The organism is Aliisedimentitalea scapharcae, assembly GCF_045277565.1.
Lineage (GTDB): Bacteria > Pseudomonadota > Alphaproteobacteria > Rhodobacterales > Rhodobacteraceae > Aliisedimentitalea > Aliisedimentitalea scapharcae.
Window position 1 is genome coordinate 489,081 of the sequence record NZ_CP123584.1, and the last position, 11,107, is coordinate 500,187.

Annotated in this window: 11 protein-coding genes and 1 pseudogene; 1 reads left to right on the forward strand and 11 read right to left on the reverse strand. The window is 57.3% G+C overall.

Annotated features, from left to right (window positions below; all coding sequences use genetic code 11):
• Positions 1–80 precede the first annotated feature (80 nt).
• Together QEZ52_RS02250 and argB are read right to left on the reverse strand one after the other, a co-directional pair.
• Positions 81–875 (reverse strand): sterol desaturase family protein, encoded by a 795-nt coding sequence (locus tag QEZ52_RS02250; protein WP_406650266.1) that lies wholly within the window; start codon positions 873–875, stop codon positions 81–83.
• A 93-nt stretch (positions 876–968) separates the two neighbouring features.
• Positions 969–1,829, reverse strand: coding sequence for an acetylglutamate kinase (gene argB, locus QEZ52_RS02255; RefSeq protein WP_406647641.1), 861 nt, complete (start codon positions 1,827–1,829; stop codon positions 969–971).
• 120 nt (positions 1,830–1,949) lie between these two features.
• On the opposite strand from argB, the gene QEZ52_RS02260 reads away from it, so the two are divergent.
• Positions 1,950–2,678, forward strand: coding sequence for an SDR family NAD(P)-dependent oxidoreductase (locus QEZ52_RS02260; RefSeq protein WP_406647644.1), 729 nt, complete (start codon positions 1,950–1,952; stop codon positions 2,676–2,678).
• A gap of 28 nt (positions 2,679–2,706) precedes the next feature.
• Here QEZ52_RS02260 and yihA read toward each other — a convergent pair whose 3' ends face one another.
• The 9 genes and pseudogenes from yihA to QEZ52_RS02305 all read right to left on the reverse strand — a co-directional run bounded on the left by yihA (position 2,707) and on the right by QEZ52_RS02305 (position 11,035).
• On the reverse strand, positions 2,707–3,357 hold the full coding sequence (gene yihA / locus QEZ52_RS02265) for a GTP-binding protein (protein WP_406647647.1): 651 nt from the start codon (positions 3,355–3,357) through the stop codon (positions 2,707–2,709).
• Positions 3,357–4,109, reverse strand: a complete 753-nt coding sequence (locus QEZ52_RS02270) for an MOSC domain-containing protein (protein ID WP_406647648.1) — start codon at positions 4,107–4,109, stop codon at positions 3,357–3,359. The genes yihA and QEZ52_RS02270 overlap by 1 nt, the downstream gene beginning before the upstream one ends.
• On the reverse strand, positions 4,106–5,914 hold the full coding sequence (yidC, locus tag QEZ52_RS02275; RefSeq protein ID WP_406647650.1) for a membrane protein insertase YidC: 1,809 nt from the start codon (positions 5,912–5,914) through the stop codon (positions 4,106–4,108). Before yidC ends, QEZ52_RS02270 begins: the two co-directional genes overlap by 4 nt.
• Before the next feature lie 123 nt (positions 5,915–6,037).
• The gene (locus QEZ52_RS02280; RefSeq protein ID WP_406647652.1) at positions 6,038–7,585 is read right to left on the reverse strand and encodes a putative bifunctional diguanylate cyclase/phosphodiesterase; all 1,548 of its coding nucleotides are present in this window, start codon (positions 7,583–7,585) and stop codon (positions 6,038–6,040) included.
• A 57-nt stretch (positions 7,586–7,642) separates the two neighbouring features.
• Positions 7,643–8,512, reverse strand: a complete 870-nt coding sequence (gene ttcA, locus QEZ52_RS02285) for a tRNA 2-thiocytidine biosynthesis protein TtcA (RefSeq protein WP_406647654.1) — start codon at positions 8,510–8,512, stop codon at positions 7,643–7,645.
• 134 nt (positions 8,513–8,646) lie between these two features.
• Complete coding sequence (yidD, locus tag QEZ52_RS02290) at positions 8,647–8,907, reverse strand: membrane protein insertion efficiency factor YidD (protein ID WP_406647656.1); 261 nt, start codon at positions 8,905–8,907, stop codon at positions 8,647–8,649.
• A gap of 345 nt (positions 8,908–9,252) precedes the next feature.
• A pseudogene (locus tag QEZ52_RS02295) lies at positions 9,253–9,872 on the reverse strand (transmembrane anchor protein); the annotation flags it as partial.
• A 17-nt stretch (positions 9,873–9,889) separates the two neighbouring features.
• Positions 9,890–10,618, reverse strand: a complete 729-nt coding sequence (locus QEZ52_RS02300) for a HupE/UreJ family protein (RefSeq protein ID WP_406647658.1) — start codon at positions 10,616–10,618, stop codon at positions 9,890–9,892.
• Between the two features lie 60 nt (positions 10,619–10,678).
• A complete protein-coding gene (locus QEZ52_RS02305; protein ID WP_406647660.1) occupies positions 10,679–11,035 on the reverse strand; it encodes a hypothetical protein in 357 nt (118 codons plus the stop codon).
• Positions 11,036–11,107: the final 72 nt, after the last annotated feature.

Below are 11,107 nucleotides of genomic sequence, written 5' to 3' on the forward strand. Positions count from 1 at the left end.
TGGTGTCAGCCGTGGGTGCAGCGCCCCCAGGATTGCCAGACCGTGGTCCCGAGCGGTGCTTTCAATCTCGGTGTACATCTTCAGTGCCTCTTGAAGGGGAGTTTCAGGCTCCACCCCAATTGGGAGGGGCGGTGATCCTGCCATTGCAGCCCGACAACCATGTCGTCATGCCCGTCCGCTGGTTGGGCGATATAGGTCCGAAAAATCCGATCCCAAATGGACAGAGCAAAGCCATAGTTACTGTCATGCTCGTGGCGATGTACCGAATGATGGACCCGATGCATATCGGGTGTCACCAGAACCACGCGTAACATTCGGTCGAACCCCGGTGGCAAGCGTAGGTTGGAATGATTGAACAAGGCCGTTCCATTCAGGATGATTTCGAACAGGACAACCGCTATGGCGGCAGGTCCCAACAGATAGACGAGGCCGATTTTCAGTATCATGGACAGACCGATTTCCACCGGATGGAATCGAACCGCTGTCGTGACATCCATATCCCGGTCGGCGTGGTGAACCCGGTGCAGGCGCCAGAGAACGGGGATCTTGTGGGTGATCAGGTGCTGTGCCCAGATCCCAAAATCCAGAATCAAGATGGCGCATGTGAATTCGACCCAGGCAGGCAGCGCGAGGTGGTTGAACACCCCCCATCCCTGGGCCGAGGCATCCAATGCTGCCCCGACTGCCAGCAACGGCATCCACACTGCAAGGCCTCGCAAGAGTATGCTGTTCAGCACGGTGATCGACAGGTTGGTTGTCCAGCGCCTGCCACGCGGGACACAGCGACTGCGCCGGGGTATCAGCGCTTCGGCCCCTGCGAACAGGCAGAACAAGCCCAGAAAAACACCCAGGCGGATCAGGGTTTCGTGTTCCATACATGCATGAGCACGCATGTATCGCGCAAACGCAAGCCGGAAAGCCACACGTTTTCGTCAAAAGCCGACCTGTCCAAGGGTGGCCATGTAGATTCAGGCGCGGATCAGCGACCCGGCCCCATGTTCGGTGAACAATTCCAGCAGCACAGCATTGGGCGCGCGACCATCCAGAATGACAACGGCCCGTACGCCGCCATCAATCGCGTTCAGCGCGGTTTCCGTTTTGGGGATCATGCCCCCGGCAATCACCCCTTCACGGGTCATCTCACGGATCTTCTCGGCCTTCAGCTCTGTTACAACGTCGCCGTCAGCGTTTTTGACGCCGGAGACGTCGGTCAACAGCAACAGCCGATCCGCCTTTAACGCAGCCGCGATGGCCCCCGCAGCTGTATCGCCATTGACGTTGAATGTCTCGCCATCCCGCCCTGCGCCCAAGGGCGCGATGACCGGGATCATGTCATTCTCAAACAGGTTGTGCAGCAAGGAGGGGTCCATGTCGGCCGGTGTGCCGACAAAGCCCAGATCCGGGTTGGTCTGCTCGCACATCATCAGATTGGCGTCTTTTCCCGACAACCCGACTCCGCGGCCGCCCTGACGATTGATCGCCTGTACGATCCGCTTGTTGACCACACCGGACAACACCATTTCAACCACTTCCACGGTGGCTTGGTCTGTTACCCGCTTGCCGTTCACGAATTCCGATTGAATATCGAGCCGCTCGAGCATCGCATTGATCATCGGGCCACCGCCATGCACGATGACGGGATTCACGCCAACCTGCTGCAATAAAACGATATCGCGGGCAAAGCTGTCCATGGCTTCGTCGCTGCCCATGGCGTGTCCGCCCAGCTTGATAACGACGATGGCCCCGTCATAGCGCTGTAAATACGGCAGCGCCGAAGAGAGAGTTTCAGCTGTGGCGATCCAATTGCGATTCATAGCTCGTGTCTTCATGGTCCCGGTCCCTTTGGGTCCCCGTGTTACGCGGAACTTGGGCCGGTGCCAAGTGCAGCATTGCGGTTATAGCGCCGAGTGATAGGGTCGCGGTGAGTTTGACCGACAGGGATTTTGGATATGACGCGCAGAACGTTGTTGCTGACAGGGGCCAGCCGGGGCATTGGCCATGCCACAGTGCGCCGGTTCAATAGCGAAGGCTGGCGAGTTATCACCTGTTCGCGTCATCCCTTTCCCAAGGAATGCCCCTGGGGTGGTGGTCGCGAAGATCATGTCGAACTGGACCTGAGCGACCCCTCTGAGACAATCAACGCGGTCGGAGCCATACAGGAAAAGCTGGACGGGCGGCTGGATGCCCTGGTCAATAATGCTGGAGTTTCGCCCAAAGGGCCGGATGGCGAACGGCTTAACACTTTGGATACGGACCTGATGACCTGGGGAAAGGTGTTCCACGTGAACTTTTTTGCCTCTGTTGTTCTGGCCCGTGGGCTGCGGGACGAGTTGGCGGCTGCAAAGGGGTCAGTGGTGAATGTGACCTCCATCGCCGGCAGCCGGGTGCACCCTTTTGCCGGTGCGGCCTACTCAACGTCCAAGGCGGCTCTGGCGGCCCTGACGCGGGAAATGGCGCATGATTTTGGGCCGTTGGGGGTTCGGGTCAATGCAATTGCACCTGGGGAGGTGGAAACCGCGATTCTGTCGCCAGGCACTGACAAGATTGTTGCAAAGCTGCCATTAAAGCGGTTGGGCCAGCCCGAGGAAGTTGCGGCCGCGATCTATTTTCTGTGTTCGCAGGACAGTTCGTATATTTCTGGGGCCGAAATCGAAGTGAATGGGGCACAGCACGTATGATGTGCCCCGACAAAACGCTTAGATCGGGTTATTCCAGATTGGCGATGATCGACCGCAGCGTTGGAATCCCATCGCCCTTTTCCGACGATGTCAGGATGATCTCCGGATAGGCTGCGGGATGTTTGGACAAGGCCTGACGAACCTGGGACAGGATGCGGTCCCTGTCCTTTGCCTTGACCTTGTCCGCTTTGGTCATCACGCATTGGAATGTGACGGCGCTGGAATCCAGCAGTGACATGATTTCATCATCCACCGGCTTGACCCCATGGCGGCTGTCAATCAGCACGAATGCCCGACGCAAGGTCTGGCGACCACTCAGGTATTGCTTGAGCAGCTTTTGCCACTTTTCGACGATCTTGAGCGGGGCATTGGCAAACCCATAGCCGGGAAGGTCGACCAGATACAGCTCGGGCCCCTGGGTGAAAAAGTTGATCTCTTGGGTTCGCCCTGGCGTGTTTGATGCCCGGGCAAGTCCCTTTCTTCCAGTTACAGCGTTGATAAGGCTCGATTTTCCGACATTTGATCGCCCGGCGAAACATACCTCGATTCGGTCTGCTTCAGGCAGGCCGGACATCGCAACCACGCCTTTGACGAATTCAGAATCACCAGCAAACAGCTTGCGCCCCTGTTCGGTCATATAGTCGTCCGGCTCTTCGGCCAGAGGGAATTGAAGTTGCATCACAGCACCTTTACCTGATCGCCAATGCGGATTGTACCGCTGCGCAGGACTTCTGCGCGCACTGAAAAATCCTTGTGCCCCCATTGTGACATGAGCGTGCCCAACGTGTCTGCATCGCGTTCACCGGTGGCTGGGTTTGCCGTGGTCGCCAAACAGCGTTCTGTGCGTTCCCTTGGGATCAACACCGCATCGCCAATCTGGATTTCGCGATCTATCCAATCGAATTCCTGCCATTCTGCCATCCCATCAAACCATAGGTTTCCGCGCCAGCGTTGCGTCGCCAGGGGATGGCCAATAGCCCGTTCGACGGCTCGGTGAGAGGCCGCATTGCATAGGGTGACGGACAACAGATCGGTGTCGGTCCATCCCCGCCGAGGGCACCGCATGAGCCGCGCGGACGCGGCTCGATTCTCTGGGATCAGCGATCCGGCCCAATCCAGAAACCGGGCATGATCGGCCTCATCATCGGGGGAAAAGGTCAGATCAGGCAGATCCGGGTGGGTTAGCGTCATGCGACCGGTCGCATCGTCCAGACGGGCATCAATGGCCATCAGTCGGGGGGCTTTGGACCCGCGATTAAAGTTCTGACAGGGCACCCATTCAGAACCGTCAGCCGTCGACAGTTCATGGGCAACCGCCCAAAGACGATCGCCGGGCATGGTTTGCCCGGCGGTCAATGCGATTTGATCCAGAGCTTCCCGACCATGCGATTTGATCGGGTGCCGCCAGATTTGGGTGACAGATCCTGTCATTTTGCGTCCGGTTTCTGACCACGTTTAAAGCTGGACATCATGTTGCCAAACACGTCTGGCTTGTACCCTTGGCTGCGCATGATCAGATACTGTTGTGTAAAGGTGATCGTGTTGTTGGCGATCCAGTATACGACGAGGCCACTGGCAAAGCTGCCCAGCATGAACATAAACACCCATGGCATCCAGGCAAAGATCATGGCCTGTGTTGCATCTGTCGGTGCCGGGTTCAGCTTTTGCTGAATCCACATCGAAATGCCCAAAAGCAAAGGCAGAATACCGATAAAGATTGTCGCCATCAGGGTTCCTGGCTCTGGCCCTGCCCATGGAGCCCAGCCAAAGAAGTTCATGATGGATGTCGGGTCCGGCATGCTGAGGTCCTGAAAGGGACCAAAGAATGACGCCTGGCGTAGTTCAATGGTGACAAAGATCACCTTGTAGAGCGAAAAGAAGATCGGGATCTGCAGCAGGATAGGCAGACACCCGGCGGCCGGGTTTACCTTTTCCTTCTTGTAAAGCTCCATCATGCCCTGCTGGACTTTCTGACGGTCATCACCGGCCTTTTCCTTGAGCGCTTCCATTTGTGGTTGCAGCTCTTTCATCTTGGCCATCGAAACATAGGATTTATAGGCCAGAGGGAACAGGATTGCCTTGATGATCAGCGTCAGGCCAATAATCGACCAGCCCATATTGCCGATCAGCTTGTTGATCTCGTGCAGCAGCCAGAATATCGGCTTGGTCAGGAAAAAGAACCAACCCCAGTCGATGCTGTCAAGGAAACCGGCAATGCCGCTTTTTTCATAGGCACGGATGGTGCCCCATTCCTTTGCGCCTGCGAACAGCTGGGTGGAAACTTCGGCAGTTTCTCCGGCGGCCAGTGTCATGGTCGGCAGGACAACTTCGGTTTGATAGATGTCCCGGCGTTCGTCATATTTGGCGACCGATTTGAAAGGTTGGCCTGATGCGGGAACCAGAGTCGACATCCAATAGTGGTCGGTGAACCCGATCCAACCATCTGTCTCGACTTGTTTGACCTCGGCACGGGCACCTTCGCGGGGGTCAACCGAGAAATCAGGCATGTCACCATAATCGATTTCAGACAGCTCTCCGTCGGCCATGCCAACGACGCCTTCGTGAAGGATAAAGAAGTTCTTAAGGTCCTGCGGTTCCCCATGCCGGGCCAGAATCCCATAGGGGGCCAACGCGGCGGTGCTGGTCCCGGAATTGGTTACGCTCTGCGTGACCGTAAACAGATAGTTATCGTCAACAGAAATCTTGCGGTTAAAGAGCAGCCCATTGCCATTGTCCCAGGACAGGGTGACCGGCGATTCAGACGTCAGTGTTTCGCCAGCAGGCGCTGTCCAAATGGTATTTGCACCAGGAACATCATCCAGGCCAAGCCCAGTGCCTGGAGCCCATCCGTACAAGGCATAATAGGCAGAAGGTTCGCCAACCGGAGACAGCATCCGCACGATGTCGGCACCTTCTTCGATTGTGACCCGATAGTCCTTGAGGGACAGATCGTCGATGCGACCACCTTGCAGCGAGATGCTGCCGGAAATCCTGGCGGTGTCGATGGTGACCCGCGCAGCCTCAGGAGCCTTGGCTTCTGCGCCAGTGACCGCACCCGTGCTGGCCGAGCTCACTGCCGGTGCTGCCGCTGTATCCCCATCTGCCGCAATTTGCGATACGGGGGTGGTTTCTGACGCGACTTCGGGCTCCGGCGGGGGAAACACGACGAACCACACGAGAATCACAATAAAGCTGAGCGCAGTTGCGAGGATTAGATTTTTGTTCTGATCGTCCATCTGGGACTGCCACCTTGTGCATGGAATGACAGAGTGGGTTCAACAGAGTAGGGCTGCAAAGGTCAAGCGGAAACCGGGGTTTTGGAGAAGTCTTCCTGCCTGTGTGCGCCGGTTTACCGCGATTTACCCCAATTGCCGCCCAATTTTGGGTGCATCTTGCAATTTTGCCTGATGTGCAGTGATCCAATCCACAGTCTGGTCGAATGGCATCGGGCGCCCGATCCCGAACCCCTGAACGTGATCGCAACCCAGTTGCGCCAACAATGCGTGTTCGCCGACAGTTTCGACGCCTTCGGCCAAAGTTTCCAGATCCAACCGTTCCGCCATGGTCAGAACGGCACCGATCAGGCGCTGCTGTTCCGGATCCCGGTCGGCCTTGGTCACAAAGGATCGGTCGATCTTGATCCGAGACACCTTGAACCGACGGATCGAGGCAATGGAGGCATGGCCCGTACCAAAGTCGTCCAGGTCAATGCGGCATCCCAGCTTGCTGAGGCCGATGATATTGCGGGTTACCATATCATCCGGATTGTCGGTCATCACGGTTTCCAGAATCTCGATGGCCAAGCGGTCCGGGGACAATTCAAAGCGGTCCAATTCCCATCTAATCTTGTCAACAAGCCCCGGGTTACGCAATTCATCTGTGGCAAAATTCACGCCCACACGGGGGACGTCATATCCCGCGTTATCCCAGGCCTTCAGCGCCGTCATCGCATGATACATCATCACCTGACTTAGGCGTTCCAACAGATGCGCTTCTTCCATAGCAGGCAGGAATACATCCGGTGGGATCAGACCGTGGATCGGATGCGCCCAGCGGGCCAACACTTCGAAGCCGGTGACTTTGCCGGTGTCCGTCGATATCTGTGGTTGGAACCAAGGTTGGATTTGGCCGTTTTCCAGTGCATTGGCGGCCTCTTCCCGAAGATCTCCGCGAGCCTTGGTTTGACGATGAATCTCTGCAGAATAGGCGCGGATACAGGAGGGGCCGTTTTTCTGGGCTTCGATCAAGGCTGCAGAAGCGGCTTCCACCCATTCATTCCAGGCGCGTCCCGGTGTTCGGTTGCGCAGGCAAAATCCAACAGAACAGGACTGATACAGCGACAGCCCATCCAATGAAACCGGTTCTTCGATAACGGACTGCAGCCGTCCTGCCATTTGTATGCACAGCTCAAGATCCAGTTGGTTCACCCCAGACAGGCAAACTGCAAACCGGCTGTCACCCACACGCGCAACGGCATCCGAATCTCTGAGAACAGACAGAATTCGATCGCCGGTGCGCGAAATCACAGTGTCTGAAGCCGCCTGACCATGACGATCGGCGATCTCACGAAATTCGTCGATCTCGAGCATGAAACATGCCGAGCGCAAATTGCCGTCGGCAGTGCGGTCAAACGTCTTTTCAACCGCCTCTTCAAACCCGGGGCGCAACAGCAACCCGGTAATGGCATCATGGGTGCCTGCTTGTGATCGGCGCCAATATTCGAATGCACCGAAAAATGCGAACACCAAAGGCAATCCGAGCGAAGTCAAGATCAACGCAAATTCCCCGCCGAGCCAGAAAGCACCAAGCGTCAACGCTGGCAGGAATGCCAACACCGGAGGGCCCAGCAAAATGGGCAACACATGCTTTTGCAGTCGGGAATGCAGGCCGGAGGGCGGCTGAGGCATGACAGGACCTTTCAAATCGCTTGGCCCGACCGTAATCCCCCGAATCTGTTTTGTGTGTTAACGCAGCTGAGGAATTTCCATCAGATTGTCATCGTTTTTTCGAGGATTCAGCGAGAGTCCTGCAAAATCGAACAATTTGGGGTCCAGAAGATGGGACGGGCGCGCGTTCATCAGGGACCGGAACATCACCTGACGGCGGCCGGGGCTGTTGCGCTCCCATTGGTCGAGAATCTGTTTGACCTGCTGACGTTGCAGCCCGTCCTGGCTGCCGCACAGATCACAGGGGATGATCGGATAGTCCATCGCCTTGGCGAATTTTTCGCAATCGGCTTCGGCCACATGCGCGAGCGGACGATAGACGAACAGATCGCCTTCCTCGTTGACCAGCTTGGGCGGCATGGTGGCCAGACGGCCGCCGTGGAACAGATTCATGAAAAAGGTTTCCAGGATATCATCGCGATGATGCCCCAGAACGACCGCCGAACAACCTTCTTCGCGTGCAATTCTATAAAGATTACCGCGCCTTAGACGCGAGCAAAGGGCGCAGAATGTCCGCCCCTCAGGCACCTTGTCCATGACAATCGAATAGGTGTCCTGATATTCGATGCGGTGCGGCACATCCATTTTTTCCAGAAATTCCGGCAAGACAGTGGCTGGAAATCCGGGCTGTCCCTGGTCCAGATTACAGGCCAACAGATCAACCGGCAGCAACCCGCGCCACTTCAATTCATACAGGATGGCCAGCAGCGTGTAGCTGTCTTTGCCGCCCGACAGACAGACCAGCCAGCGCGCGCCGGGCTGGATCATTCCATATTGTTCGATCGCCTCGCGCGTCTGGCGCACGACGCGTTTGCGCAGCTTCTTGAACTCGGTGCTGGTGGGGGCACCGTGGAACAGCGGATGGATTTCGTCAGTTTTATCGAACATGGACGGGCCTTACTAGAGTTGCCAATTTCGGGCAAGAGGCGGGCGTTGCGTTTACCACATCTGTAAAAACAGGGGGGGGTGATATCCGTGCACCATGCGTGCACCACCCGTGCACCGGCTGACACCCGAATCGCTCAGATGTCGGTATTTTTGCCGCGATCAGGCCGGTCAGGCCGGTCAGGCACCGGATCATACCCATCACTGCCCAACGGATGACAGCGCCCGATCCGCCGCAGCGCCAGCCAACTGCCCCGGATCGGCCCGTGTTTCTCCAGCGCTTCGAGCGCATAGGCGCTGCAGGTTGGCTGATACCGACAGTTGAACCCAACCCAGGGGCTGAACACCAGACGATAGGCCCGCACGGGCAGGGCAACGATATGGGCAAGAGGCGACATCCGGCAAAGATAAGGGCAAACGCCGGGAGAGGGAAGTTGCGTGGCTGCTTTGTCGCGGGGACGCCCTGCGCGCCGTTTTGGATGAGGGTTTTGGCGAAGGTGACGAAGGGGGGGCCCATGGGGCACGGCTGTTGATCAGAGCGCCGGGAACGACGGCTGTAGCCGGCCCACAGCGGACAGGGCTGTGATGTGTGGGGGGCCGCCGCATTGCCGGACACAGCGCCCTTTCACGGTGCCGGTTCACGCGTCCAGTGTTTGGGTAAAATGGCCGACATCGACAACCCGGAGTGTGGGAAATGGGGCTGCCGACCCCGCATGGTGCGGCATTGGCAGCCCCCAACTTTGGCTGGCGTTCTTGAACTCGGCGTATTCGCCGCGCACCTGAATGGTGACAGTGACGTCTGTGCTGTCGCGATTGCGCCAGAACCAGCCCGGTCGCCGTCGAATGAAGCAACGATTTCGCCTGTGTCGCCCGTCGATCCGCGGCCCTTTTGGTAGGTGACAGAATTGCCGCCACCGTGACCGTGCATGTCGAAGTTCACCCGACCGCCGTCAACGAGCATCCGGTATTCCACCGTCTGCCCTTTTTCCATCACCATCTTCCATTCGGCCGAGGCACCCGGTGCCAGCGTAAAGGTGGTCTCGTCACGCCAGATTTCGGCCTGCTGCGCATGCGCAGCGCCAACAAAAAGCCCGAAGATATCGTTCATCAAGGTCGATTCTTCCTGCGCTTCAAGTTCTAGCTGCCTGTCAGCTTCGGCCTCTTTCGCGAGCTGGGTCTTGATTTCTCCCATTTCGGTCAGGCCGATCACGCCACCTATTCCTGTCGGGTCGATGTTGTATTCGGCAGGGAGCACGACAGTCACCAGAATCACGACGGCGCTGGCCGCGGCAATGGCGGTGGACCGGATCAGCTGTGCGGAGCTTGGCAGTTCATCAAGGCTCGGTTTTTTTGCGTTAAACATTTTGATTTTCCAAGTTCTTAGGCGGCTACAAAATAGCCGATGATTTGCAGGCCCGTGAGGATGAACCCCATGGACATCATGACGACGTTGGCGGTGTAGGCCTGTTGGAAGAAATTCGGAGATTTCCGCCAATACCCCATGACGATGAGGATGACGGCAAGCGCCATGATCTGGCCCAGTTCGACGCCCACGTTGAACGCCAGAAGATTGGCCAGAAGCCCGTCCGAGGCGATTTCGTAATCGAGGATCTTGGTGGCCAGGCCCGTGCCATGGAAAAAGCCAAAGATCAGCGTTGCGGCCTTGGTGTTGGGCTGGACACCGAACCAGCGCTGGTAGGCCCCCAGATTGTCGAGCGCCTTGTAAACCACCGAAAGGCCGATGATGGCATCAACGATATAGGCGTTGATGCCCCAGCCGAACCAGACGCCGGCCAGCATCGTGGTCGAGTGACCAAGCGCAAAAATGCTGACATAGATGCCCACGTCCTTCATCCGGTAAAGGAAGAAGACGACGCCGAGCAGGAACAGGATGTGGTCGTAACCCGTCACCATGTGTTTGGCACCGAGATACATGAAGGGGATGATGTTCACCCCCCAGATTTCCTGGATGTAACCCGCGTCACCTTCGGTGACATTATGGGCCAGCGCGTGGCTCGCGCTCAGGAAGAGCGCTGTTAACGCAAGAAAGGACAGGATCACGATCCGGCGTGGGCCGGGGTCGATCCAGCCCCGATGGACTGTCGTCATGGATTGAACTCCGCAGATGTGTTTGATGATCAAAAGATGTGCGCCATTGGGCGCGATCCATCACACACGCGGCGGGCGTTCGATCTGATACGTCCGCAGAGGTTTCACAGTGGCTGAGCCCAGACGCCACGCGGTTCTGTAGATGTCGATCGGTTGCGGAACCATATCGGGGCCAGGCACGATTGCCTGGCTGTGATCATGATCGACACGGTCGTGGCTGTGTCCATGCATGGCCCACAGCAGATCCCCTTCCAACCCGTGGGAATGCCCGTGCTCGGCGATCATCTCAGCGTGCTCTTGAAGCACGTCGAGGACTGCGGGCGCATGCGAGGTTGTGGGCATCACCGACCAGACAACAAATGTCGCGCACAGCAGGGTTGCGAAAGCAGCCTTTGCGATGGTCAGCAGGGGTTTCATCAGGTTTGCCTGTCCGCTCGTCTGTGTCGTGATGCGTGGTCGCACAGTTTTGTTCATCCCCTTAGGGAGGAT

What these genes read in the sequence shown, in the direction of transcription:
- QEZ52_RS02260 (WP_406647644.1), top strand. Translation starts at nt 1,950, where the DNA reads ATGACGCGCAGAACGTTGTTGCTGACAGGGGCCAGCCGGGGCATTGGC.
- QEZ52_RS02305 (WP_406647660.1), bottom strand. Translation starts at nt 11,035, where the DNA reads ATGAAACCCCTGCTGACCATCGCAAAGGCTGCTTTCGCAACCCTGCTG.
- argB (WP_406647641.1), bottom strand. Translation starts at nt 1,829, where the DNA reads ATGAAGACACGAGCTATGAATCGCAATTGGATCGCCACAGCTGAAACT.
- yidD (WP_406647656.1), bottom strand. Translation starts at nt 8,907, where the DNA reads ATGTCGCCTCTTGCCCATATCGTTGCCCTGCCCGTGCGGGCCTATCGT.
- ttcA (WP_406647654.1), bottom strand. Translation starts at nt 8,512, where the DNA reads ATGTTCGATAAAACTGACGAAATCCATCCGCTGTTCCACGGTGCCCCC.
- QEZ52_RS02280 (WP_406647652.1), bottom strand. Translation starts at nt 7,585, where the DNA reads ATGCCTCAGCCGCCCTCCGGCCTGCATTCCCGACTGCAAAAGCATGTG.
- yidC (WP_406647650.1), bottom strand. Translation starts at nt 5,914, where the DNA reads ATGGACGATCAGAACAAAAATCTAATCCTCGCAACTGCGCTCAGCTTT.
- yihA (WP_406647647.1), bottom strand. Translation starts at nt 3,357, where the DNA reads ATGCAACTTCAATTCCCTCTGGCCGAAGAGCCGGACGACTATATGACC.
- QEZ52_RS02270 (WP_406647648.1), bottom strand. Translation starts at nt 4,109, where the DNA reads ATGACAGGATCTGTCACCCAAATCTGGCGGCACCCGATCAAATCGCAT.
- QEZ52_RS02250 (WP_406650266.1), bottom strand. Translation starts at nt 875, where the DNA reads ATGGAACACGAAACCCTGATCCGCCTGGGTGTTTTTCTGGGCTTGTTC.
- QEZ52_RS02300 (WP_406647658.1), bottom strand. Translation starts at nt 10,618, where the DNA reads ATGACGACAGTCCATCGGGGCTGGATCGACCCCGGCCCACGCCGGATC.